At 53.0% G+C, this 26,272-nt stretch carries 14 protein-coding genes; 6 read left to right on the plus strand and 8 right to left on the minus strand.

All coding sequences use genetic code 11. From position 1 onward, the window contains the following. Window positions 1–2 precede the first annotated feature (2 nt). Together CA13_RS05675 and CA13_RS05680 are read right to left on the minus strand one after the other, a co-directional pair. Complete coding sequence (locus CA13_RS05675; protein WP_146394997.1) at window positions 3–926, minus strand: hypothetical protein; 924 nt, start codon at window positions 924–926, stop codon at window positions 3–5. Next, complete coding sequence (locus CA13_RS05680; protein ID WP_419193978.1) at window positions 926–4,612, minus strand: secretin N-terminal domain-containing protein; 3,687 nt, start codon at window positions 4,610–4,612, stop codon at window positions 926–928. Before CA13_RS05680 ends, CA13_RS05675 begins: the two co-directional genes overlap by 1 nt. A gap of 512 nt (window positions 4,613–5,124) precedes the next feature. Here CA13_RS05680 and CA13_RS05685 point away from each other — a divergent pair. Both CA13_RS05685 and CA13_RS05690 read left to right on the plus strand, forming a co-directional pair. Next, window positions 5,125–7,599: a dockerin type I domain-containing protein gene (locus CA13_RS05685; protein WP_146394999.1), complete on the plus strand. Its 2,475-nt coding sequence runs from the start codon at window positions 5,125–5,127 to the stop codon at window positions 7,597–7,599. Window positions 7,600–8,038: 439 nt separating this feature from the next. Then, a complete protein-coding gene (locus tag CA13_RS05690) occupies window positions 8,039–10,009 on the plus strand; it encodes a sialate O-acetylesterase (RefSeq protein ID WP_146395000.1) in 1,971 nt (656 codons plus the stop codon). Window positions 10,010–10,166: 157 nt separating this feature from the next. On the opposite strand, the gene CA13_RS05695 is transcribed toward CA13_RS05690, so the two are convergent. Both CA13_RS05695 and CA13_RS05700 read right to left on the minus strand, forming a co-directional pair. Then, complete coding sequence (locus CA13_RS05695; protein ID WP_146395001.1) at window positions 10,167–13,016, minus strand: response regulator; 2,850 nt, start codon at window positions 13,014–13,016, stop codon at window positions 10,167–10,169. Window positions 13,017–13,256: 240 nt separating this feature from the next. After that, a complete protein-coding gene (locus CA13_RS05700) occupies window positions 13,257–14,324 on the minus strand; it encodes a M42 family metallopeptidase (protein WP_146395002.1) in 1,068 nt (355 codons plus the stop codon). A gap of 1,034 nt (window positions 14,325–15,358) precedes the next feature. Between CA13_RS05700 and CA13_RS05705 the strand changes: the two genes are divergently transcribed. From CA13_RS05705 to CA13_RS05715, 3 genes are all read left to right on the plus strand, one after another. Then, entirely contained in the window at window positions 15,359–16,033 is a 675-nt protein-coding gene (locus CA13_RS05705; protein WP_473087443.1) for a helix-turn-helix domain-containing protein, read from the plus strand. Between the two features lie 290 nt (window positions 16,034–16,323). Then, window positions 16,324–16,836, plus strand: coding sequence for a cyclic pyranopterin monophosphate synthase MoaC (moaC, locus tag CA13_RS05710; protein WP_419193979.1), 513 nt, complete (start codon window positions 16,324–16,326; stop codon window positions 16,834–16,836). Window positions 16,837–17,053: 217 nt separating this feature from the next. After that, complete coding sequence (locus CA13_RS05715; RefSeq protein ID WP_419193980.1) at window positions 17,054–19,330, plus strand: protein kinase domain-containing protein; 2,277 nt, start codon at window positions 17,054–17,056, stop codon at window positions 19,328–19,330. An 85-nt stretch (window positions 19,331–19,415) separates the two neighbouring features. Here CA13_RS05715 and CA13_RS05720 read toward each other — a convergent pair whose 3' ends face one another. Further along, window positions 19,416–21,089 carry a sulfatase family protein gene (locus CA13_RS05720; RefSeq protein WP_146395003.1) on the minus strand — a complete coding sequence of 558 codons (1,674 nt, stop codon included), beginning with the start codon at window positions 21,087–21,089 and terminating at the stop codon, window positions 19,416–19,418. Window positions 21,090–21,168: 79 nt separating this feature from the next. Then, window positions 21,169–22,179, minus strand: a complete 1,011-nt coding sequence (gene floA / locus CA13_RS05725; protein WP_146395004.1) for a flotillin-like protein FloA — start codon at window positions 22,177–22,179, stop codon at window positions 21,169–21,171. 233 nt (window positions 22,180–22,412) lie between these two features. Between floA and CA13_RS05730 the strand changes: the two genes are divergently transcribed. Further along, window positions 22,413–24,047, plus strand: a complete 1,635-nt coding sequence (locus CA13_RS05730; protein WP_146395005.1) for a DUF4153 domain-containing protein — start codon at window positions 22,413–22,415, stop codon at window positions 24,045–24,047. Between the two features lie 34 nt (window positions 24,048–24,081). On the opposite strand, the gene CA13_RS05735 is transcribed toward CA13_RS05730, so the two are convergent. Together CA13_RS05735 and CA13_RS05740 are read right to left on the minus strand one after the other, a co-directional pair. Further along, the gene (locus CA13_RS05735; RefSeq protein ID WP_146395006.1) at window positions 24,082–25,482 is read right to left on the minus strand and encodes an APC family permease; all 1,401 of its coding nucleotides are present in this window, start codon (window positions 25,480–25,482) and stop codon (window positions 24,082–24,084) included. Next, window positions 25,479–26,255, minus strand: a complete 777-nt coding sequence (locus CA13_RS05740; protein ID WP_146395007.1) for a methyltransferase domain-containing protein — start codon at window positions 26,253–26,255, stop codon at window positions 25,479–25,481. Before CA13_RS05740 ends, CA13_RS05735 begins: the two co-directional genes overlap by 4 nt. Window positions 26,256–26,272: the final 17 nt, after the last annotated feature.

Consider the following 26,272-nt stretch of genomic DNA (forward strand, 5'->3'; position numbering starts at 1 on the left):
GGTTACTGCAATGGCATCGTGGCGCTAGCGGGCAAGACGTTCGATTGCCCCGCGTTTCGACCTGCCATCTTAATCTCCAATGAAGGTGTTGACGATCCTTCGGCGATTTGCGTCCCCAATTCATTAACCCCCCTGGGCAGCAGACTTCGTGGCATTTTCATCGATGGAATCGGATCGGACGAGCGATGGTGGCCTCGACGCCGCTGGATCGTCGTTGTCGTTAAGCCCGACGGTTTCGTATCAATCGACGCTAAGGCAGCCTTATAATCTTGATACTCGGGTGACATTCGATTTTCTGATTTGGCAATTTTGTTGAGTTCCGAATCAACACCTGGCAACATCACCATGGCCGGCAATCCTTGAACCAACTTCACTTCTTCGCGTGTTTTGCCGTTCGCGCTGAGTATCGAACCCTTTGGCTCAACCGGTTTGAACGAAGCGACCAACGAAATCCGTTTGGACTCTCCACCCACAGCATCCCAAGGAATCCAAACACTGTACGAGGCACCGAGATCGGTTTGGCTAAAATGCCTCGTCAATTGCTCGGATGTGAATTCGTAACGCTTCGCATTGGCTTGGGGGTTGGGGCTGTTTTCGTCAAATGCGTGGACGATGAGTGTCCCTTCGACCGGCACGGCTCTTGATTTTTCATCATAGAAAAAGATGCGTCCTCCGAAACCTCGAGTTGGCGTACGACCGGTTTGCACCAGCGTATCGGGTGACCAAGTCGTCGCCATTTTGACTGGCTTCGGATACGGCGCGGGTGCCTCGTCTTTCTTCTTGTTCCACGGCATCTGCCACGAGAACAGCTTACTCGGTTTAGCCAGTTCCTTCGGACTGCCGGCTGGTACTGTCACACAACCGGCACTGCAAACCATCGCCGCAACCACAACCAGCGCGACGCCATTGAGTACAGTTCGTTTCATTATTTGATCCATGATTGGGGCATGATGCTTGATTGGACCGCAGGTGACGTCATCGTCGGCGGTTGTGTCGTTTTTGAATTCGCACCTAGCCGCGTAGGCAAACCACGTTGGTATCCGACTTGACGGGTCTGACCGGCGGATGGTTGCGACGCACTTTCGATTTGGCTTGGGTTAACCATCAAACCGATCGGTTGATCCGAAAACGGATTCTCGAGCGACTGTGAACTTGAGGACGATTCAAGTGGAACCGATTCAAGCGGAACACTTTCGGTGCCGTAGATCACATCGCCCTGATCCCATTGGAGACCTGAATCGATCATCGCGGGATCCGTGAATTGCTCGTACGTTGCTGGCGGCGCGATGACGGAATTTGTCCCATCGATACCTTCGGTCCCCTCGGCTCCGATGTAAACACCTTCCGCATACTCGCGACCATTGCCTCGACCGTCGGCTGCCATTTCTTGGTGGAATTGGTCGACCGTTGGCTGCAAATCGGGATAGATCGTTTGGCCCACTGCGGGGCCCCATAACCCGTAACCCCCATTGAGTCCAACATCGCCATGCATTTCCACCACGTCGGCTAAACACCAACTCATTCGGCTCGATTCGGTCGACTTGACATAGTCGAGGTCCTCTTCGCCGGTGATCAGCATGGGGGTCATGATGACCAATAGTTCTGTCCGGAGTTCGCGTTCTTGATCGTACTTGAACATGTGCCCCAAAACAGGGATGTCTGCCAACCACGGGACACGGCGACTAAAATTGGCACGTTCTTTTTGAATCAAGCCACCAAAGATCACCGTTTGCCCGCTGTAGGCTGCGACGGTCGATTGAGCGGTCGTACGCAGAATATCGTTGACCAAAATCGGGTCCGAACCGGCCACTGGAATGAGCGTGCCGCTGCTGGTGTCGCGTGCTGAACGGGTAGCGTCGATTTCCATCACAATCAATCCATCGGCACCAACGCGTGGTCGCACTTGCATGATCAATCCAACCTCGGTGTCTTCGGTCACGACTTGCGTACCGGAGACACCGTTGTTGATCACACCGGTCACACGTGCAATTTGGCGACCGACTTGAACGTAACCTTCGGTATTGTCCATCGTCATGATCTGCGGTCGACTGAGAATTTGCAGTCGATCCGCCGTTTGCAACGTCCGCAACAGCAAGCTGACCGACTCGCTGGCAGCACTCAGGACGAATCCTCCGTAGCCCAAAGTGCCGTTGGTGGCGCCAACGCCGAAGCTGCTTAGCCCGCTTCCGGCCAAACTTTCTTTGCCGAACGAGCTCACGTTCGTTGCCCCGTTGCCATTAAAATTGAACCCGGGATCGGACGTAGGAAAGGCACTTGACACGATTCCACGATCGTACATCAACGAATCCTGCAATCCAACTTCGCCACCGATCTCAAACAAGTCACCTAGCGCTACTTCAGCTAGCACGACTTTAATCAATACCATCGGCGGCCGACGATCAAGTTTGTCGATCAGACGACGGACGTCTTCGTACAATCGCGGCGATACGCTTAGCAACAAACTGTTGCTGTTCTCTTCAGCTACCACAATCAAATCGCGATCGGGCAGGTCAAAGGGACCGAGTCCACCTTGTTGGAATTGTTGAATCGAATTGACTCGCGTTGTTCGCTGAGTCACGTAGTCTTGGATCGCTGCGGCGATGTTAGGCGCATTTTGGTGACGCAACCAAATCACTTCGGTAATGCGTTCGGCAAACCCTTCGGTATCAAGTCGTATCAAAATACTCTCTACCACTTCCAAATCGTCCGCCGAACCACTGGCGATAATGCTGTTGGTTCGCTGATCGGTACTAAACCGCAGTGGTACCAATGTACTATCCACTCCGGCTGTGGAACTCGGTAATCCGCCAAGGTTACCCGCGCCGACGCTCGTTCCGCTCGTCGCGGCCTCGTCGCCAAAGAGCGTTTGCAATGCGGTTGCCAATTGCACTGCGTCACCATTTTCGACCGTAAACACCTTCACCAATGATTCGGCACCGGGCGTTTTGTCTAATTGACGAATCAATTCACCGATCAACGGCATGCTTGCCGCCGGAGCCCGCACGACAATCGAATTCGCGTTGGCGTCCGCGGTCACGATCGCCCCAGTCAAAATCCCTGAATCGAGAATCCGGCTACCCTCGGCGTCGATCGAAACGATCGACAGGGTGGATGAAGGTGTGGTAATGTTTCCATCGCCATCAACGTCGCTTTCACCACTAATCGCTGATTGGATGACGGTTGCTAAGTCTTCAGCGATGGCGTTGCTGAGCGGAAAAATTTTGATTTCACTTTGCGATGAAATCTCTTGTACATCAAGGTCGTTGATCAGTCGCGTGACTTCGGCCATATCGCGTGGCGAAGCACTGACAATCAATGAATTCGTTCGATAATCGGCTGACAGGCGAACGCGAATCCCAAGCGTTGGACGCATTTCATCGTCGCTGCCAGGACGTTCGGTAAAGAATTCGCGGATCGTTTCTTCGGCGTCTGCTGCCGATGCATGCTGCAACCGAAAGATCCTCAGCTTACTTGATTGGTCAATCGGCTGGTCTACCTTGGCAATCAAATCGCGTACACCGTTTACCGCTTCGGTGCGGCCGATCAACAAAAGGGCGTTGGGGGCATCGAGCGAGGTGATGCTGACTTCGCCTTGGCGAGCCGACAGGACGTCGGTGTAAAGTTGGGTCAAAAGTGTCGCAACGGCTGTGCTGTCGGCGTGCTGCAGCATGACAACCTCGATGTCAGGCCGGGTGACTTCGCTTTGTTTCTCAATTTCACGAATCACGTCCATCACGCGTTGAACATCGCGTTTGGCACCCCGAATGATGATCGTTCCTAACTCAGGAACGAATTGGATTTGTGTATCGCCAATCACCCCTGACCCGCCAGCGGCATCATCCAACAATTCCTCTTGACCATTGCCGATCGTAGCCTCGTTTGCAGGTCCGTTTGCAGGTCCGTTTGCAGGTCCGTTTGCAGGTCCGTTTGCAGGTCCGTTTGCAGGTCCTGGTTGCCCGGCGTCCGCAGTATTGCCCGCAGCCTCTTGTTGAAAAAGAGCATTTCGAAAGCCGGCATTGGCATCAAGCGGCGTCGGTCGTTGTGCGTCGAGCTGACCGAGCAAACGAATCGCGCGTTGAACAGGAGCCGGCTCGGCATTTTCGAGTCGTATCAATTGGGTGATACCGCCGTTTGTGCCTGGGTCAACGTCGAGCGCTTCAATCATTTCGCGCCAAGGCGTTTGCGCATGACTTGGCGCCATGATGGTAACCAAGTTGTTACGCCGGTCGACTTGGACCGTGGTTCCGGCGAGTGGCATCGCGTTTAACATGAACGATGCGCGTTCACCGTTGTTGCTGGTCGTGATCGGCAGGTTCTGGCCGGCGAGTTGCTTTAGGTCGTCTTCAAATTCACGCCATGTGACATGTTTGAGTTGCACCTGGACCGGGCCTGTTGCGGAAACTTGCGAGACGCCGCCGGACCGAAGCATCGATTGGATGTCGTCGGCAATCCGCATCTGAGCCGCTTCCGGTGCCATAACCACCAATTGACCGTTACGTGTGTCCGGCGAAATTTGGACACCCGGCATATCGTGATACTTCAAACTTAGCCGGGTAGCGATCGCACGTGTTTGCGACGACGGAACGGCCAACTTTCGAAGTTCCGGTTTCACGGAACGAGGATTCACCCCATTTTGTGCCGAAAGCGGGCTCGAAGCGGCCAATATTGTCGCGAAGATCGCTAGACCCAATGTCATTTTGCAGGAAGTCCGACGCCGCATTTGCGACCACCTTTCCGGTACGGATGAAGTTGCTTCCCTAGGGATGAAGTTGCTTCCCTAGGTGAACGGCCAAATCTATGCCAACGAAATGGGCGCGTAATTGTCCGTTCAAATGGATTCATCGGCACGACCCGGTTAATCGCTACAATCAAATTGAGTCAACTATGTTTCACGAGCTCCAGAAGTGGCTTACCGGAGATCAACCCTCCTCACTTTTCCGTCAAAAGGAACTGAAGATTCCCCATACACCTAATCTGCTCAAAGGTATACACTTCCGAAATGACGATGCACGCAGCCTGAACAAACAACATGAACGCTGGTATCTCTTTTCTCTCTGTGACTCTTGCATCCATACGGTTATGTTCAGACCAAAGAAGTCAGCTGCATTATTTTCCCGCGTTATAATGCGCCCACGTTCGCGTTCTCGCCGCGCGATGCGGTTTGAGCCGCTTGAAGCACGCCGGTTATTGGTGGCGGAGGGCGACCTCTTTTCGCTCAGCAAAACGGTCGATGCGACCGGACTTCTCGGTACGGTATCCGCCCAAGTCCAATGGGGGGACGGCACCCAAACGAGTGGCGAAGTGTCCGCTCAACCAGCGTCAGGCAGGCTGAAGATTCGGCTCGATTATTCGCTCGACACCAGTGGTTTTTTTGCCGGAGCGAACCTTTCACGCCGTACGATCCTTCAAGAAGCCGCCGATGCATTGGTCCGCCGATTCAATGACGACTTACAAGCGATCACTCCAGGTGGAAAGTTGCAATGGAACGCTCAGTTTATTAACCCAGCCAATGGCAGAACGACGCTCAATCCCGACGGAACCGTGAACGTCTCGGTTGCAAAAAATTTGAGTGTGGGCTCAAACGAGTTGGTCGTCTTTGTGGCCGCTCGGGACCTCAGTGGCAACGAGCGAGGCCGCGGCGGACCAGGCGGCTATTATCTCCCGCCGGTCCAACCAAGTACCATCGCCGAGCAACAACAAATTTTAGCTTTTTGGGATACCGTGCAATTCCGCGGCGAAACGGGTGCAAAAGCAACGACGCCTACGGATTTTGGGCCGTGGGGTGGATCAATCGCCTTCGATACCCTCGGAACCAATTGGTACTTTGGCCGTGACGCTGATGGGGCTCAAGATGGCCAAACCGATTTCGTCAGCGTTGCAATGCATGAATTGGCTCACGTGCTCGGCTTTGGTCGGGCTGGAATCAATAAGTCCTGGGACACCTTCGCGGTGAACGACCAATTTACCGGCGTGAAAGCGAAAGCGGCTTATGTTGGCGTGGGAAACGTCCCCCTAGATCAAAGCTACCATTGGGGCGATTCGCTCCTAACGCAAGACAATCAACCGACATTGATGCGCGAGAATCTTTCGCAAGGTGAACGCCAACCAGTGACACCACTTGATGTTGCTGCGCTCGATGACATTGGATGGACACTCCTTGGTTCGACCTTAACGGTCACCGCCAACCATGTATACGCGGACAACGGAGCGTTTCCAACAAAGATCATCCTTCGCGGTAGCAAACTCGGTGAGGTCGTGATTCCGGCGACCACCGCAACGGTCACGAATGTCGCTCCAACATTGACGGTGCCGACCGACCAATCTGTGGTCGCCGGCGTGGCACTGAGTCTAACCAACATCGGTTCTCTTTCGGATCCGGGATTTAACCAAAGTGCGTCTACCCCGCCGACAAGCGAGACTTTTACCTACACGATCAATTGGGGTGATGGCAGCGATATCGTTGCGGGCGACGCGACGATCGACCAAACGGGTAACGCAACACGAGATACATTGGCATCCTTCAATGGCACGCATGCTTACACCGAAACCGGCATTTATACCGTTACCGTGCGGGTCTCGGATGACGACGGTGGCTCGGACCAGGAAACCTTTCGCGTGACCGTCGCGGCACCTCCGAAGCTTGAATTGTCATTGAATCAATCTTCGATCGTTGAAAACGAGGGAACAGACGCAGCCACATTGACAGTGCGGCGAAGCGGGCCGGCGTCCGACAAGTCATTGACCGTGACGCTGCGGTCCAACGATACCAGCGAAGCAACCTTGCCAGCGACCGCGGTGATCACAGCCGGCGCGACTTCGGTGTCCGTTCCAGTCGATGCCGTTGACGATGCACTGCTGGACGGCTCCCAATCATTAACCCTGGCTGCGGCAGCAACGGGCGTTGATCCCGGTAATGTGGAATTAACCGTCACCGATTATGAAACGATCGATGCGATCTTTAGCTCGCCGCAAGTTCTCGAAAATGATGCGGAATCCGTCAAATTAACCTTGTCCCGAAGTAACACGAACACAAACTCGGCACTCACCGTCAATGCAACCGGTGGGAATACAGAACAACTTGGATTTAGTGCCGATTTTGTGATCCCCGCCGGAAAGCAAAGCGTGGTGTTGGACGTGTTGCCTGTCAATGACAACGATCCCGAACCAATGCAATCTTATGCGTATGCCTTCACGGCGACCGGATACCTCAACGACCAAGCATCGATTGATTTACTTGATGACGAACCCCCTTTCTATCAGAACCAAGAAATGCCGTTAGACGTCGACAGTAGCGGAGATTTCTCGGCATTCGATGCGTTGGCGGTCATCAATGAATTGACCGATCGAATTGCGGTAGTGTTACTCAATCCAAAGACGGAGCCGATCGAAAACGATTTTTACTATGACGTCAACGGCGACTATTTTATTACCGCACTTGATGCGTTACTTGTCATCAATGCACTCGGTGAACCACAGGCGAACGCAGAGCAAATTGATCCCAAACAAGTCGGCATGATCCCGATGACATCGATTGCTCAAAATGAGGAAGATAGCGAACTTAGCTTGATCCAAGCGGAGCAAAGCGTCACACTGTTTTAAGTCCACCGTTTTAGCCTGTTCCGACTCGGAATGGCGGATGCGAATGCATCCTTAGAGTAATCAATTCCAACGTCCCCCAAACACCCCTTTGCTTGCTCACCACCACATCATGGTTTCGATGCTGATCGCCATTGTTTCGCTATTCTTACTGCTAAGTGGTGCGGGATTGCTTTGGTTTTGGTTCGTTCGGTCGGAGGACTAGAGGAACCTCAGTTGAGATTAGGAAACGATTGGGCAACACGGAGAAGCGAGAGGGGGGAGGCAGGAAAAAACCAGAGATATCGGCTAAATATCTCGGCTGGTTCTGTCTCCACGACGCTTCCCTTCGGTGTAGAATAGAAGTCGGTGTTTCACGTCCGCTTGCACACTAAAGCGGATCTCGCCAACCGTTCCCCGCTCAACACCCCGCCGCATATTCCATTCTGAAGTTTGATCCGCCATGCCACCACTCTGCACTCGCCTTCGCTCGGTTTGCTTCCTAACCGTTAGCTTGATTGCTGCCACACTTCCAAATCTCGTAATCGCCCAAGATCGATCGGTACTGCATTCCCTATTCACCGATCACATGGTCCTTCAACGGGATGCCCAGACACCAATTTGGGGTTGGGTCGAACCCAATCAAACCGTCACCGTTTCGATTGCAGAGAAAACCGCCAAGGCGACCGCAGACGCCGAAGGCCATTGGTCGACCAAAATCGAACCACTTTCAGCGGGAGGCCCGCACACATTGAAGGTGGTTGCCAGCGGCAATGGCGAATCGTCGTCGCAGAGTATTTCCGATGTCTTGGTTGGTGATGTTTGGATTTGCTCGGGACAATCAAACATGGAATGGCCTTTAGCGGCCTCGAACCATGCAGAAGCGGAAATCGCTAAAGCCAATATTCCCGAACTCCGATTATTCACGGTCCCTAAACGAATTGCGGGGCAACCAGTCGAAACCACTAAAAGCACTTGGAAAGTTTGCACGCCTAGCAATGTCCCGCGATTTAGCGCGGTCGGCTATTTCTTTGGTCGCGACTTGCACCAACAACTCAATGTCCCCATTGGTTTGATCCATACGTCATGGGGTGGAACGGTCGCAGAAGCGTGGACGAGCGAAGAAGGCCTGCGCAAAATGCACGATTTTGACGCCAGCCTGGAATCGCTCAAACAATCCGTTGCATTGGGGAACCTGAGTGATAAGAAGCATCGTGAAGCGATTCAAAAATGGTGGCAAGAGAACGACCCCGGCAGTGCTGCCAATTGGCAAAATGCGAACACAGAAACCGACCAGTGGAAAACCGCCCAACTGCCGGCGGAATTTGAACAATACGGCGTAAGCCGATTTGATGGGGTGGTCTGGTTCCAAAAAGCTGTCGAACTTCCCAAATCGATAAACGGCGAAACAGCCTCGATTAGTCTTGGAAGTATCGACGATCAAGACACCACTTGGATTAACGGCCAATGGGTCGGCGAGAATGACCAGTGGAACGTTGACCGGAATTACAAAATCCCCGCCGGCATTTTAAAGGAAGGTCGCAACGTGATCACGATTCGCGTACTTGACACTGGCGGCGAAGGTGGATTCTTTGGCCAACCTGAAGCGATGTCTCTCGCAATCGACGGAAACGAACGTGTCTCCCTCGCAGGTGATTGGAAGATCCATCAAGGGCCCGCTGTGTCGCAAATGAAACCGATCCCCCAACGGTTGCACCAAAACCCGAATGTGGTGACGGTTCTGTACAACGGCATGATTGCACCACTTGTTCCTTACGCGATCAAGGGAGCGATTTGGTATCAGGGTGAATCGAACGCCGGTCGAGCAGCCCAGTACCGCGAATTGCTGCCGACCATGATCGGCGATTGGCGAAACCGGTTTGAAGTAGGCAAGTTTCCGTTCTTGATCGTCCAATTGGCGAACTTCATGGCAGTCCAGCAACAACCGGTTGAACCAGGGTGGGCTGATCTTCGTGAAGCGCAATCGATGACCGCAAAGAATGATGACAAGGTCGGTTTGGCAGTTGCAATTGATATTGGCGAAGCGAACGACATTCACCCGCGCAACAAGCAAGACGTCGGGCACCGATTGATGTTGGCAGCTCTAGGAATTGGCTATGACCAAAAGATCGTCTATAGCGGACCGGAGTTCGATTCGGTTGAGTATCGGGATGGACAGGCATTGGTTAAATTCAAACACGTTGGCGCTGGGTTGGTCGCCAAGGGTGACAAATTGAAAGGCTTTGCTATCGCGGGCGACGACAAAACATTCGTCTGGGCCGATGCAGCGGTTAGTGGAGACACCGTCATCGTTTCGTCGCCAGGTGTCACGAAACCGACGGCCGTGCGCTACAATTGGGCCAACAATCCGATCGGCAATTTTTATAACGCCGAAGGCTTGCCTGCGATTCCGTTCCGAACCGATGTGGAATAAACGACATTGCGCGTCGGCACCCATGCATGTATCAGCGATCCGTGTTTCACGATCCATCGACGTGCTACGCGGTATTCGGCAATACGTAATCACAGCGGGCTGTAATTGCTTATGGGATTGGCGTTAGCGCGTTGTTTTTTCCAAACATGTCGGTCTACTAGGTATCGACCAACCTTCGCAACACACGCAACATGACGTCGACTTGTCGTTTAAGCGTCCCAAGTAATTCCGGAAGTGTGTCTCGGTTCGCTTCGCTAGCGTTCACCTCCATCAAGCGTGATGTCTCATAGACTTGGCTGGCGCAAAACAGATTCGATGACCCTTTCAATGTATGGGCGGTTCGTTGGATCTCCGTCAAATCGCCATCAGGAATGATTTCGTCGAACTTTTTCATCAACGTATCACATTCGCCAATAAAGACTTCTGCCAACCGTTTCATCCCGCGAAGGCCACCCGGCAAGCGCTGCTGAGCCGCTCGCAAATCGACCACATCGGTCTCGTCCCAATTGAGTTCGGCGGACGCTTCGACTTCCGGTTGGGCGTCGGATTCCGAGAGTTTTGGCACCGTGTCGATTGCTCTGTCTCGTGGCGCGAAATCGATCAGCATCTCTTGTAGTCGCCGAGCGTGAATCGGTTTCGCCAGGAAACCGTCCATTCCCGATTCGATACACGCATCGGAATCATCCTGCATCGCTGCTGCGGTGAGCGCAATAATCGGGATCCGCGTCCCTGTTCCTTTCTCTTCCTCGTGTTGTCGGATCGTGCGTGTTGCTTCGAGGCCATCCATCACGGGCATATGCATGTCCATCAGAATCAAATCAAATGGTCTTCCTCGATTCGCCGCCCCTTGCCATTTGTCAATTGCCTCTTTCCCATCACTGGAGACAACGGCCGAGTGACCGCATGCTCGGAGCATTCCAAGTGCTACGTGCTGGTTCGCCAATCCATCTTCAGCGACCAACACATGCAGCGCAGGACACGAGGGCGTATCGGACATCGGCAAATCGTCGACCGCTTGGTTTTTCACACCAAGAACATTAAAAATCGCCTCAAGAAGCTCTGATTGAACGACCGGTTTGGTCATATAGCGAGCAATCCCAAGCGTTTTCCAATGGGAATCGATGTCGGGCATGTTGGCCGAAGACAACATAATCAATTCGGTCTTCATATTCGGAAAACGTTTTCGGATCTGCTCGGCTAATTCAAAGCCGTCCATGCCGGGCATCATGCAATCGAGGACGGCTAAATCGTAGGGTGCTACCGCGTGGTCCGCTTCCTGCAACTTCGCCAACGCTTGCTCGCCCCCTTGGACCATCGTCGCTCGGAATCCCCAATGCGAAAAAATCTCGGCCAAGATTCTCCGGTTCACTTCGTTATCATCGACAACTAATACTCGCGTCCCGCTGAGCGTACGAAGTTCGCCGCCGGGTTCGTGCTGCTCCTGGGCAACAGCCAAGGGGATCATGAACCAAAACGTCGTCCCTTTTCCCTCTTCGCTTTCGACGTGTAGTGTCCCGCCCATCAAGCTGATCAATTGGCGTGAAATGGCGAGTCCCAAACCGGTGCCACCGAAGCGACGCGTGGTCGACGAATCGGCTTGCGTGAACGCTTCCAAAACCGATTTCACCTTGTCCTGGGGAATTCCGATTCCCGTGTCGGTGACTTGGAAACGCACCCATAAGTCATTGGACGTATCGCCGGTTTGTGGATTAGGAGACTGGTCCGACGGATTCTTCTCAACGCGGTTCACGTCAACAAACACGCTACCCGTTTCAGTGAATTTGATTGCGTTACCGACTAAATTCACTAGGATTTGCCGAAGTCGACCAGGGTCCCCGATCAGTCGATTAGGAACATCGGGAGATACTCGGCAAAGTAGTTCAAGTGATTTTTCAGCGGCTTTGACCGAGAGCGTTTGGCCCGATTTCTCGATCACATCGCGGATCGCCATCGGAATACTCTCGAGTTCGAGCCGGTTGGCTTCGATTTTCGAAAAGTCGAGAATCTCGTTCAGCAACCGGAGCAGCGAATCAGCGGACTCGGTGACCATGTTGTTGTAGTCACGTTGTTCGGGCGTCAAGTCGGTCATCGCAAGCAGCTCGGACATACCGATGATCGCATTCATCGGAGTGCGAATCTCGTGGCTCATGTTGGCCAAGAAATTGCTTTTCGCCTCGTTTGCTTTGTTCGCCACATCGCGAGCTTCACGAAGCGCTTCTTGCGATTTTGTTAGTTCTGTGACATCGCGGCTGATCCCAAAGGTTCCGATGATCGTTCCCGCGTCATCGCGCAGCGGCATTTTGGTGGTCATCACGAACGTATCATCTCGGTCGGGCCACGTTTCTCGCTCGACGCGATCGACCAGCGGTGCGCCGGTTTGCATGATCCGAAGCTCGTCGTCGCGAGCCCCACCTGCATGTTCCGTGGTAAAGATGTCAGCATCCGTTTTCCCGATCACGCTATGGATGGATTCCATTCCAAACTTGTCTGCCATCATACGGCTGACTCGCATAAATCGACTTTGTGCATCCTTGAAGTAGATCGAATCGGGAATGTTGTCCATCAGCGTGCGGAGCAAGCTCTGTTCATGCTTGAGTTTCTCCTCCGCCTTGATGCGTTCGGTAACATCCCAAAACATGATTTGGATGCCGATCACTTTATGTTCGTGATCAAAAATCGGACACTTGAATCGTTCGATCCAGTGGACTCGGCCATCCGCAAAAACGTCTTGCGCTACACAATGGAGCGTTTCACCATGGCGGATCACGATTTGATCGTCGGCAACATAGTTGCTGGCGATTTCCACGGGGAAGATTTCAAAATCGTCTTTGTCGAGAATCTCTTCAAGTTTCTTGCCGCGGACGGTCAAGTATTGCTTGTTGGCAAAGATCCGGCGTCCGTCAATATCCTTGATAACCAAGCTAACGGGCAATGCATCGGCGAGAGCTTGGTAGGTTGACCTCGCATCGGCAAAGACGCGACTAAGGAATCCGCTACCTTCAGACATAATTTCAACTGTTCCTTTAAGGCGATCGAGTCAATCGGTTCCCTTTGCTGGCTTCCCTTCATCATACTCATAAGCGATGACGTGAGGTTGCTTGAACCACAAATGCCAGCGGTACCATCAACGAAAGTTTAGGAAACGGGCAAGATGGACGGGACACATGAAGCGACCGCGCTTGGCGATTTCCAGCCCATGCGATTTCCAGCCCATGCGATTTCCAGCCCACGCGATTTCCAGCCCACATCATGATGGAACAAAATCGTCCTCGGCCGATAGTGATTCTGCGAATTTGGCTAGCAGCTCGGCGATATGGTCAATATCCGACAGCGATATCACTTCAACGGCTGAGTGCATGTAGCGGTTGGGAATCGCTACCAACCCTGTTGCCACTCCGGAACCATGCAGTTGCAGCACATTGGCATCGTTCGGCGTCGCTCGCCCCACGGCTGCTAATTGGTAGGGAATCGAGTTATTTTCGGCCAACTCGATCAACCGAACAGCGACTTTTGCGTTAATATTCGGTCCACGGAAAATGACCGGGCCACCGCCGATGCGAATATGACCTTGTTGGTTCTTTTCGATCGTCGGACAATCCGAGGCATGCGTGACGTCGACCGCGATCGCCACATCAGGATGGATGCTACCAGCGGCAGTCTTCGCACCACGAAGTCCAATTTCTTCTTGGACCGTGGCGACCGAATGGAGGTGACATTGGAGCGAATTTCCCGACTTTGACGATCGCCGGAGTGCTTCGATGACGGTCCACATCCCCGTCTTGTTATCCATTCCAGGTCCACTGACCAAGTCACCCAACAGTGGTCGGTAACGAAGTTCAAGGGTGACGGGGTCACCGATACGGACTTTCGACCTTGTTTCGGCTTCGTCGGCAGCGCCGATGTCGAGCCACATTTGCTTAAACTGAACGACTTCTTCGCGTTCTTTCGTCGTCAGCAAATGAATTGGCTTTCGGCTGATGACCGCTGCAATCGGTCCGTCGGCGGTCCAAATTGTCATCCCTTGCCCGATCAATTGCTGCGGGTCCCAACCACCAATCGTCTGAGCGTACAGGAATCCTTGTTCGTCGATGTGTGAAACCAACATTCCGATTTGGTCACAGTGTCCCGCATACATCAATCGCGGCCCCGACGTGTCGCCAGCACTGACAATCACGTTACCATGGACGTCCGTGCGAATGGCATCGGCGAAGGGTTTGGCGTAATCACGAATGAGGCGTGTGATCGGTTCTTCGTAACCGGAAGGGCTGGGCGTTTCGATGGCATTGCGGAAGAAATCGAAGGATGCGTCTTGCATGGGTGGATCCTTTTAAAAGAAGGCGGCGGACACGTACATGATCCAATCGTATCGATCAGACATGATCCAATCGTATCGATCAGAAAAAAAATAACGAGACGATACAAGCGGGTTGTGGATAGAATACGACCGAGCGGGTGGTTGAGGAGAGCGTTTACTTCAACATCAATAGGTCGTTGATGGTGCCGCTTATCGCAAAACTTTAGGCAAGCTTGCGTTGCAACACAACTTTTCCACGACTTCTTTGCACGAAGATGCGACGTTTTGGCGTACTTTGTCATGAAAACGTTAAGAAACGAGATTTTTTTTCTTCTCCGAGAAGACTATTTTCTTTGCAGCAAATGGTGCGATTGGCGCGTCAGAATGTGAAGAAACGCGAGAGAATTGGCGTACGGCCGGTCCGCACCTGCATGGTCGTCAAAACACTCTTGACACGAGAAACCGTTGATACTCGTTTTTCGCGATCAAACGCACTAAAGAGTTACCCCGGTTTTACTCGACATTAATCCTTGGATCGAGGTGTTTTCGCCCAGACTACTTTTCTGTTCCGCAGTTGGCCTCGGCTGACATAGGCAGATTAGAAACGTGGTTTGAACGAAGACACGCCAAACACTCGACCCACCCCAGGGGGGAATCTGGGAAACGCTTCGGCTGAGGATACTTCTTTCGCGTTTGCGAATGGAAGTGGCTTCAGTAAGCAGCACATTAATTGCAGACATCTGGCGTCTAAGGTTTCGGTGACGAAGACTTCGATGCGTGCGTGTAAACTTCGGCACAATCGTAACGAAAGTTCGGAGTCGAGTAACAGACGTACTTGATGAAGGCAATCGATCTGCACGCAGCTTCTTGTCCCCTGGAAACCGGTCCCGCTTCGGTGGAACCGTGCTTACTTTTACAACCAAACCGCGAGGAATCCCGTTCGGTGAGTGTCGCAGGATGCGAGCCGGCTGGCCGGACCCAGCGTTAGAAGATCCCTGTTACTTTGTTGGCAAACCCACAAATTGCGAACAAGACGACCGATTCAGGACCGGACGATGACAGACGATTCAGATGACGAAACATGGCCGCTAGAACAAATGGTTACCGACGCACCATTGTTCGAGGGAAAATTAACGAGGCGTTATGGAGAACCTAGTATGAAGGTCTTCACAACTGGACAGGTCGCCAAGATCTGTAAAGTGGCTCCACGAACCGTGTCAAAATGGTTCGACTCGGGGCGTTTAAAGGGCTATCGCATTCCTGGATCTCAGGACCGACGCATTCCGCGTGAGTACCTGATCAAATTCCTAAAGGAACACGGCATGCCCCTGGGAGACTTGGAAGACGAAGCGATGGCTAAATGCCTGATCGTCGCCCAAGACCAGGTGCTGATCGAGAACCTCAAGCGAGAATTACCACCTGAGAAAGCGTTCAAAGTGGCTGTGGCCGCGAGCGGTTTTGAAGCTGGCATTCAAGCAGAAAGCTTTAATCCAGATTGTATCATTGTTGACTTCTCGATCGGCAAGATCGAAGCTGTGCAGATTTGCCAAAATCTTCGCAAGAATGTCGACTTCACAGATATCGTCTTGATTGCATTGCTTCCTGACGACGGGCAACCGATGAGCTTCGACCGAAGCAGCATCAACGAGACGTTCAAAAAGCCATTCGACGCGCACTTGCTCGCCGAACGCCTGAGAACGCTTGTCGGAAGCAAAAAAGAATTGGTCTAAGTCAGCCCTTACCCTGCACAGCGAAAGCCGCGCCGGAGGGACTGATCGAGATTTCAGCAATGCCTCGTCAAATCATAGACGTCGTACGCCTCCCGCGGTGTACGACGTTTTTTTGCGCGCCGATAGAAATTACGTCGCTACCGTGCATCGGTCGCTTCGCTTACTCGGCCGCCAATTCGCCAACGTTTTCCCCGCCAACGTTTTCCCCGCCAACCGTTGACACTCTTCAACCGAACGTCAATATTTCTCGTTCCCTATCCGTTTCCGCCCCAATACCATCCAATTGAACGTTGAATAACGAACTATCCCACTTAACTCCCAGCGGTGACGCCCACATGGTGGACGTTTCGGAAAAACCGGTCTCGGTTCGCCAAGCGTCGGCGTCGGCTCAAATCGTGATGGCGTCGGCAACCGCCGAAGTGATTCGCGGATGCACGGCGAATAAAGGAGACGTGCTTGGCATCGCACGACTGGCCGGGATCCAAGCAACGAAATTCACGTCACTGTTGATTCCATTGTGTCACTCGATTCCCATTGAGTCCGTCATGGTAGACTTTCAGTGGGCCGACGACAACAAAACGAAGTCGGTTGCCAAAACAGAATCTCAGGAAACGCTGTGCTGCATCGTCACCGTTCGAACGAGTGCAAAAACGGGGGTCGAAATGGAAGCGATGACAGCCGCGTCGATCGCATCACTTACGGTATACGACATGGTAAAATCAATTGACCGCTCGATTGCGATTGGTCCGATCGTGCTTGAACAAAAATCGGGTGGCAAATCAGGCGATTATCACCGGGCCTAACCTGCCGTTGGGTGTTTAGCCAATGGAGCGATCGATCATGGTGTGGCATTGGACACCGGCATCTGTCGTCGAATTCTTGCTGGGATTTCCTATCGGGGCAGGTCAATTTTGCGTGTCGTTTCCGTTCCCGCCCACTTATACTGCTTTCAAGTGAACCGCCGATTTTATTCGGGGTCCTAGCGGTATGGATGCACTCAACCTGTTTGGCCAAACAACCATGAAATTACCCGATCCAACCGAATCCCTCGCTTCGCCCTCGGGTGTCGCTGCTAGTTCAGATGTGCAACGTGCGATGGTTTCTGACACGGAAACGAAGGGCAATCCAGTCAACCTGATCACTGCCGTGCTGACGAATTCAGTGATGCGTGAGCGATTGGCTTCGATGCCCTCGGACGAAAAAACCGTGGTTCTCTCTGGTGACGCCCTAGCATCCTCCACGCTGGCTCATCCTGCATGGAGAGAGAACCACTTTGACGGAGACGCCCCCACCAATTCAGACGAAAACGAAACGGTTGAATTGCCACTAAAAACGGGTATCGGTTCGCTGGATCAACCGACCGACTTTGTTCCTAAAACGCCGTGCAAAGATCGTGGCTTTGTTCCCAAACGACGAGTCGCAACGATCGGGGGAGTAAACATCCCTGCCGGCGTTGAGAGATGCGAGATCGATTACCGGTTGGTCGGCCAACTAGGTGCCGGGGGGACTGGCATTGTGTACCAGGCTCACCAAAGGGCCATCGATCGTGAAGTGGCCATCAAAGCCTTACGAGGAAACTTGGCTGTTGACCCCGCGTCCCGCGAACGGTTCTTGACGGAAGCTCGCGTGATCGGTGGACTCGACCATCCCAATGTTATCGCGTTGCATGAAGTCTGCATCGATCAAGATGGTGGGCTGTTCTATTCGATGAAGCGGATTGACGGGACGAGTTGGGATCAACAAATCAATGAAAAGTCGATCTCCGAGAACGTGCAAATCCTGACACGAGTTGCTGACGCGATTCGCTATGCCCATTCACGCGGCTTGGTCCATCGCGACATCAAACCTGAAAATGTGATGCTCGGACGATTCGGCGAAGTTTTGTTGGCCGATTGGGGATTGGCCATTAGCCACAATCCAAGTCAAAACCTTGATGAGGAAGTCGGTGGCCTAGCGCATTCGATCGGTGGAACGCCTGCCTACATGGCCCCCGAGTTGGCAACCGGTAATGCTCGACACGTTTCCTTTGCCACCGATGTCTACTTGCTTGGTGCGGTGTTATTCCAAATCAAAACAGGCTTCCCGCCCCATCATGGCGAGACGCTGTTGGAGTGCATCCAAGCGGCGGCGGAAAACAAAATCCGTCCGACCAGTATCAAAGGGGAATTGCTTGACATCGCCATCAAGGCGATGGCAACTTCGCCCGCGGATCGATATGCCAGCGTCGACGATTTCTTGACGGCGATCCACCTGCAACGTGAACACGAGGAAAGCACCCGGCTGGTAAAACGTGTCAACGAACATTTGAGCAAAGCGACTGCCGAAAATCACTACGAGGACTTTCGAGTTGCCGACGCGTTACTGCGTGAAGCACTGGAAATTTGGCCCCAAAACCGCCGCGCCGAAGAAGCCCGAGTGGATTTGAACCTCCAATTCGCTGCCGCTGCGACCGAACAAGGTGACTTGGACCTAGCCGTGTCACTCTATGATGCCGTGGGGCTTGGCGACAGCGAACGCGCATCCCGAGTCCGCCGCGAAAGAGACCAACGCGATGCTACCCTGCAGCGTGAATCACGCTACTCGGTTCTGTTCACCCATTCCCCAGACGCGGGCCTGTTGGTGCGAATTTCGTCGGGCCGAGTCATCGAAGCGAACCAAACCTTTGGCGATCTAATGGGCTACACCGAAGACGAAGTCGTTGGCAAGTTGATGCACGAGCTAAACCTATGGGAATGTCCGAACCGACGCGACGAATTGCTGGCTGCTCTCGAAAAAGAAGGGCGAATCGACAACTTCGACGCCCAAATTCTGCACCGCGATGGAACGCCCATCGATGTTTTGATCAGCGCCCGAATGACAACAATCAATGGTGAAAAATTGCTAATCTCTAGCATTCGCGACATCTCGCTACGCAAAAAGGCCGAAAACGAACTTCGCCAAAACCGGCGGCGATTGCGAGACTTACAGGCGTTGGCGGGATTAGCGACGTGGTCATACGATGTTCAAACCAAGAAGGTCACTTGGAGCGACGAAGCGTTCGTATTGGCCGGACGTGAACGGGCCGAAGGAACGCCGACGATGACCGAATACATGGATTTAATTCACCCACAAGACCGCAAAATCATGAAGGAATCAATCACTACGGCAATCAAATCCGGTGCAGCCTACGAGATCTCGATTCGCCAACGCGGAGCCCAATCGCGGTATCGAACCTTAGTCGTTCGAGGACAACCGATCTTTGACGAATCAGGAAAAACGACCGAAGTTTACGGCGTGTTGATTCCGCAGAAAGTCTAACGCCCGAAACCGGGGTGGGGCTTAGAAAGCGACCGAGTTCGCATTTTTTTCCAACGCGACGCTCGCCAATGGCTGCGATGCGGATCTATTTCTTTTTCTTCTTACTTTGCGTTGCCTTGACGAACGCTTCGCGACGCAATCGAAATTCATGGGAAATTTCGACCGCTTCCTGACGGTCAACGTCATCGTAGTCCCAGAACTTCTGCACGACAGCTTCGCATTTAGGGTGATGCGTCCCATCGTCACCAATGTCTTTGCGAAGTTGCGCAAACTGAGACTTTAGTTCATCGCGAATGGCTTGGTATTCGGGATTGTCGTACACATTGTGAAGCTCCTGCGGATCTCTCTTTAGATCGTACATTTCCCATGCGGGCGGCGTTTGCTCGCCACCGTCGTAATCACATCCGTAGAAAAAGATTAGCTTGTACTCTTTTGTTCGAATCGCCATCTCACCGGGGTTGGCGTGATGGATCATATGCATCCAATAGCGATAGTAAGCTGCTTTCTTCCAATCGGCAGGTTCCTTGCCGGTTTCACAAATCGAGCGGAACGATCGGCCTTGCATCTCCGTGGGGATCTCGGCCCCAGCGAAGTCGAGCATCAGCGCCGGGTAATCAACGTTTTCGACAATTGCATCGCTGCGTGTCCCCGCCGGAATCGACTTCGGATACCGCACGATAAACGGCATTCGCTCGGACTCATCATAAGCCCATCGCTTATCCTGGTAGTCTTTTTCGCCCAACCAAAATCCCTGGTCGCCCGTGTAGATGATCACGGTATTGTCGTAAAGGTTCTCGGCTTTCAGATAGTCAAATAAGCGTTTGAGGTTGTCATCGACGCCTTTGACGCACCGCAAATACTTCTTCAAGTAAGCCTGGTAAGCGAGGTGTTTGATCTCGTCATCCGATAGGTTCGGATCGTTGATGTCCCACTTGAATTCCTCTGGGAATGCTCGAGGCAAGTCGCGTGCATAGGACCGCCACGGGTTACGACGTCCGATCGAAGTCCCAACGTGAGGAACCAACTCGTCATTCACACCACGGGTTGCGATCGATCCCCAATCGCTTGGTTTTTCCCAGAGCGATTTTGGTTCGGGAATTTCGACGTCGGCTAAGTACGCGTCATAACGATGTGCATTCTCGAAGAAATCGTGCGGCGCTTTGTATTGATGACAAACAAAGAATGGCTTATTCGGATCACGCTTGTGCTTGAACCATTCCAACGTTGAATCGGTGATCGCATCGGACGAGTGCATCCCTTTGTGGGTAACAAGGTTGCGCGGCCAAGGCTTGTCGCCTTGAATCCGAAAATCGGGATCAAAATATTTCCCCTGTACCGGAAGCACCTTGTAATAGTCAAAGTTCGGTTCTTTGACCAAATGCCATTTCCCAATAATCGCCGTTTGATATCCAGCTTTTCGCATTTCAATCGGAAGCAATTGTTCTTTCGGCGGAACGTTGCCCCCCAAGTCAAACACGCCGTTGTTGTGGTTGTATTTGCCGGTCAGGATACAAGCACGCGAGGGAGTGCAGATCGCATTGGTACAAAACGCGTTATCGAAACAAACGCCTTCGGCAGCGAGCGTATCGATCGTCGGCGTGGGGTTCAAATCCTTCAGCAGTGTTGCGTAGGCACCGACCGCTTGAGCGGTATGATCGTCGGACATGATGAACAAAATGTTCGGACGATCCTCGGCGTGAACCGATACAGCCAGACTTGCGAGCGCACAGAGTAATGCGTTTCGGACGAGCATTTTCATCGCGTTTATTGGCCCTGATTATTGAAGTTGATCTCGTTTCACAGGGATCCATTGTGATGGCTGCATACTCACGGGTCAACTATTGTTGATTGTTTTCATTCTGCAATAATTTCGGAGCCTGATTCCGCAATAATCCCCCTCGAAACGCTTCGGCGAGTGCCGCAGGCACCTTGGCTTCGGCTAGAACTAAATTCCCTTGACTTTCCGTCACTTTTGCCTTCATCTGCTGCTCTCGAGCAACCGCTTCGGCGCGGCGCACTTCCGCTTTGGCGCGTGCAATCCGAGTATCTGCGTCCGCTTGATCGCTTTGTAAACGCGCGCCGATGTTCTCTCCCACGTCGATATCCGATATATCAATCGACACAATCGCGAAAGCCGTATTGGCGTCCAAACCGTTGGCCATTGCTCCTTTGGATATCTGCGAAGGCCGCTCCAGCACGTCCATGTGAGTTTCAGCTGAACCGATCGCAGAAATAATTCCTTGACCAACGCGAGCGATCACGGTGTCTTCGGTCGCGCCACCGATCAACCGTTCTAAGTTGGTGCGGACCGTCACGCGTGCAGCAACTCGCAATTCAACTCCGTTCTTCGCAACGGCGCTAAGCGTCCGCGCTGCACCGTGCGAGTTGTCAGGACAGTGAATCACTTTTGGCGAGACACTCGTTTGGACCGCGCGAAGCACATCACGACCAGCCAGGTCGATCGCGGTAGCACGGTCGAAATCCAAATCGATTCCCGCGCGTTGGGCGGCGATGATCGCTTGGACAACGTTCTTGACGTTACCGCCAGCCAAATAGTGCGATTGCAGGCGCCCCGTCGTCATTCCACTTTCGCGGTCGGTCTTCAAGCCCGCTTGGCGGCCCATGATCATCGCTGTGACAATCATCCGATGGTCAATCCGAAGAAAGGTCATCGCTATCAGGCTCGCCATGCTGACGCTGGCACCGGACATGTATGCTTGGAACCAAAATGATCCCCACTTGAAAATGATCGTCACAATGACCATCGCAACGATCACGGCGAACACGCCAACGGCGACGAGTACTTGACCCGAAGTGGGTAGCGCCACGCAAAACACCGATTCCAACATAGCTGCCTCCTTTTATCTAAGGGCAACTTGAAAATCGACTCATCGAAAGAACCAATGCCTTCGACACAGTCATGCGCCGCTGTCGATAGGGCCGCATTTGCCACCCGTTAGTCTAGATTCCCCAAGCAGTTACACAATGGGGGCAGCCGAACCCTTCGTGGACTTGGGGAGTATAATGTGGATCGGCTCGACAATCGGTTGGGCGATTGGATTACCAACAGGGGAATTTGCAGATGTCGGACGATCTATCCAGCTCAGCAGCGTTCCCTGCCGACGAAGCTCCTACGGCTAAGGTTAGCTCGGCAGAAGACGATTCCCCTATCACACCTGCTCGAGCCCTCACTCCGGTACGCAGCCGCGAACTTTTTGCAGTCATCGCGTGGACGGCACTGGCCGATGTTCTGATCTTTCGCAGTGATGGATTTACGGGCCCCGCACTCTTCTTTGCACTCGTCCCCATTCTGTTCTGGATCGGCTGCTACAAGTTCTTGATGCCACGCCACGGTTTGACGATTTCGTTTCTGCTGTTACTAGTCGCGTTGCGATTGTTATGGATGGGTTCGCAGTTGACATTGTTTGCAGGTGTCGTGCTAACGATTGCCCTTTCCATGGTCGCAGCTGGCGCAATGCCGTATGTGCTAGAAGGAATTGCCTTTGCATCTCGAGTTCTTTTCGAAGGCGCCGCTAGAATTGCACAGTATCGTTTCCGCGCAGCGACCGAGAACCAAGCGTCACGAAAACGATCGACCGCTACGTGGTTGTTACCGGTTGTCTCCGTAATGGTGTTTGGCACTCTATTTATCCTTGCAAACCCCGATCTTGTGAACCGGACGACGAGCTACCTCGCCGACTTGGCTGATTACGTTTGGCGATGGTTCTCGGTGGAATCAGCCTGGGAAATTCCATTTTGCATTTTTGCGTTGCTGATCGGTGCCGGTTTTTTGTGTCCGAGACTACCCATGTTCCGGTTCGGGCCTCAAACCGAATTCATCGAAATCCCCGATGAACGACAAACGTCGGATTGGCTCCCTGCGTTTCGTAATTCGCTGGTCACGCTGATCGCATTGTTTGCGTTGTACCTGTGTTTCGAATTTGTGACTTTGTGGAAAAGAGAATTTCCCGAAGGCTTCTACTACGCTGGCTACGCTCACCAAGGTGCAGCATGGTTAACGGTCGCATTGGCTTTGGCGACGCTGCTATTGTCGGCGATCTTCAACGGAAAAGTCCTGCAAGACCCACGGGTTACGCATTTGCGCTGGCTCGCTTGGTTTTGGTCAGCCCTCAATTTGCTGCTGGCATTAGCAGTCTATAACCGCTTGACGATCTATGTCGGTTACAACGGCATGACACGGATGCGAACGGTTGGATTCTTTGGAATCACTGTCGTCGTCATCGGCTTCCTATTGGTGCTCTACAAAATTGCCAATCACCGGTCGTTTTGGTGGTTAGTTCGATATCAACTGATGGCAGTCATGGTGACAATCATCGCATTCAGTTTGTTTCCCGTTGATTATGTTGCTCATCGATATAATGCGAACCGAGTCAACGACGGTTATTTGCCGCCATCGGTAATGGTGGCTGTCAAACAAATCAACGACGAGGGAATGCTGACGCTCCTTTCGCTCACCGACCATCCGGATCAAACGATTCGCGAAGGTGTGCAGGCACTTTTGGCCAACCGACAAAGTGAGATCGAAACGAACCTGCGCGAGTCCACCAGCGATTGGAAGGAGTATCAAGCTTCCGACGCGATGTTGCTTCAACAACTGCGACAAAACCAAGCGACTTGGGCGCCGTATTTGGATTCACCGGGACTTCGTACAACCGTCATCAATCGCTTCAAGAATTATGCGATGAAGTGGTACTAAGTCACTGAAAGACCATCGGTATATTACCGTCGCCTCACACCGAATGCCGATGGGCGTACCAGGGATACAAAATCGCTCCGACGCCGATCGTGACCAGCCCTACGACCGCTTGGGAAGGGGAACCGATCGCCGATAGCGTCGCTGTTACAAGCGTCCCTCCGACAAATAGGATCGGTGGAATGGGATACCATGGCACCTTAATTCGTTCGCCCGAATTGCCACGCACCCAAAACAGTAAACTGGCAGTCACTGCGGCGGTTAACGACAGGGTAAACCCAAGGTATTCCAAAAGCTGCTTAAGTGTCGACAAATGAATGACCACGATCGCTAAGACGGTTTGCCCCCAAATCGCAGCAACGGGCGGCCGATCACGAAACCGTAACCATGCGGGCAAAAAACCATCATCTGCCATCTTTGCGTAGACTCGCGGCCCGCTCATGACCATCGCCGAAACGGACGTGAACAGTCCAAACAAGATCACGATCCGAACAAACGCCTCAAAACCACTGCCACCAATCGCGCGGGCCGCTTCGGCGGCGACATCGGGTTGCCCTGCAATCGCGCTTGACGGAGCACCGTAAACAAATATCGCGTTGAGCACCAAATAGCAAATGGTCACCAACACCGTTCCAAGCAAAAGCGCCCGAGGAACCGTACGTCCCGGCTCCTTGACTTCGCTGGCAACGTAAACCGCTGCGTTAAAACCACTAAAACTGAGCGAGATCCAAACTAGCGCGGTCGCAAATTTCAATGCAAACGCAAAGGGTGAAACGGCAGCGGGAATTGTGGCAGTCGTGGCAGTCGTCGCAGTCGTCGAATCAGCAATCACAATCCAACGCGCCGCGATTAGCACGAATGCACCAATCAAGACAAACTTAAAAATCACAACAACGTCTTGGATTCGGGCTCCCGGCCGCACCCCAATGGTGTGCAAAACCGCAGCCACGACAACAACCCCCGAAGCGATTATCCCTCGCGGCAAACCGTTTTCAAACGGCAGATAGGTTTCAAACGTCGTTGCGGCAAACGCGATCGCCCCCGTAAACCCAGCAAGAATCGAGACCCAACCCGCCATCAAGCCAGCGATCGGATGCAGCGACCGAGACAAGAACAAATATTCGCCGCCCGATTGCGTCAACTCGCGAGCTAGCGAACCGTAGCAAATCGCTCCGCAAATCGCGATCACGCCCGCAACCGCCCAAGCGGTCATCACCCATCCGGGCGACCCAAGATCGGCCAGCGTAAAACCGCTCGTCGTATAGACCCCCGCACCGATCATACTGGCCGCAACCAACGATGTGGCCGAGACCAAATCGAGCGATTTTACAGGTTCGGTTTCCGAACGCCCTGCTTGCGGAAGCGCCGGTTCACGATTCGAATGTGGCGTCGGCTGATCGGGGTTACTCGGCCGCGTGTCATCCCCATGGTCCATCATGGCTTGCGAAACTCGATGTAATAGTTGTCTTTGAATCCTGGAATGTCTCTCTCGGCGACAAACTCAAAACCGACCGCTTGGATTTCATCAATGACCGTTTGCTTGCCCGCACGCACATGTCCCATCGTCCATTCACTCGACAAACCGGCGACACGTTCAAAATCGACCACCGCGACCCGCCCACCCGATTCCAGGGCATGAAACATCGAAGTCATCGTTTCGGCGGGATATTCAAAATGGTGATAGACATCGCAAATAAATGCTGCGTCAATCGAATTTGGCGGCAAACAGATTGAATTCTCATCGCACATGACAGTGGTCACATTATTGACGTCCCGCCCCTCGAACATTCCCGACAAGTAGGCGACGAACTTGGGCGAAATTTCGACCGCGAAAGTCCAGCCCTTTGGCCCGACGGCATCAGCCATTAAGAGCGAATAGAAACCGGTTCCCGCTCCGATGTCCGCAACGCGTTCACCAGGCTTTAGGTTCAAACCACGAAGGATCGCATCGCGAGCATGGTAGACCTCACGGCTTTCCACTTCAAACCGCTCAACCCACTCCTGTACATCCATCTGAGGGTCTAAAAATCGACGGTTAATATTCGGGCTAACACTTTTGGGGTCGGAAACATCCACCGTCGTGTTGACCGCGGCGTCTGTGACCGCGGCGTCTGTGACCGCAGCGTCTGTGACCGCAGTATCCTGTGCTAAGACATTGGCGCTGGTCAAGGCAAAGAGCAAAGCCAGCTTTGCCAAAAAAACGAATCTCATGGAAGAACCTCTGTGGA

The organism is Novipirellula herctigrandis (assembly GCA_007859835.1).
In the GTDB taxonomy this organism is placed as follows: domain Bacteria; phylum Planctomycetota; class Planctomycetia; order Pirellulales; family Pirellulaceae; genus Novipirellula_A; species Novipirellula_A herctigrandis.

Excerpts from the sequence above, each read along its gene's own strand:
- CA13_RS05675 (WP_146394997.1), bottom strand. The coding sequence starts at position 926 with ATGAAACGAACTGTACTCAATGGCGTCGCGCTGGTTGTGGTTGCGGCG.
- CA13_RS05685 (WP_146394999.1), top strand. The coding sequence starts at position 5,125 with ATGCGCCCACGTTCGCGTTCTCGCCGCGCGATGCGGTTTGAGCCGCTT.
- CA13_RS05690 (WP_146395000.1), top strand. The coding sequence starts at position 8,039 with ATGCCACCACTCTGCACTCGCCTTCGCTCGGTTTGCTTCCTAACCGTT.
- CA13_RS05695 (WP_146395001.1), bottom strand. The coding sequence starts at position 13,016 with ATGTCTGAAGGTAGCGGATTCCTTAGTCGCGTCTTTGCCGATGCGAGG.
- CA13_RS05700 (WP_146395002.1), bottom strand. The coding sequence starts at position 14,324 with ATGCAAGACGCATCCTTCGATTTCTTCCGCAATGCCATCGAAACGCCC.
- CA13_RS05705 (WP_473087443.1), top strand. The coding sequence starts at position 15,359 with ATGACAGACGATTCAGATGACGAAACATGGCCGCTAGAACAAATGGTT.
- CA13_RS05715 (WP_419193980.1), top strand. The coding sequence starts at position 17,054 with ATGAAATTACCCGATCCAACCGAATCCCTCGCTTCGCCCTCGGGTGTC.
- CA13_RS05720 (WP_146395003.1), bottom strand. The coding sequence starts at position 21,089 with ATGAAAATGCTCGTCCGAAACGCATTACTCTGTGCGCTCGCAAGTCTG.
- floA (WP_146395004.1), bottom strand. The coding sequence starts at position 22,179 with ATGTTGGAATCGGTGTTTTGCGTGGCGCTACCCACTTCGGGTCAAGTA.
- CA13_RS05730 (WP_146395005.1), top strand. The coding sequence starts at position 22,413 with ATGTCGGACGATCTATCCAGCTCAGCAGCGTTCCCTGCCGACGAAGCT.
- CA13_RS05735 (WP_146395006.1), bottom strand. The coding sequence starts at position 25,482 with ATGATGGACCATGGGGATGACACGCGGCCGAGTAACCCCGATCAGCCG.
- CA13_RS05740 (WP_146395007.1), bottom strand. The coding sequence starts at position 26,255 with ATGAGATTCGTTTTTTTGGCAAAGCTGGCTTTGCTCTTTGCCTTGACC.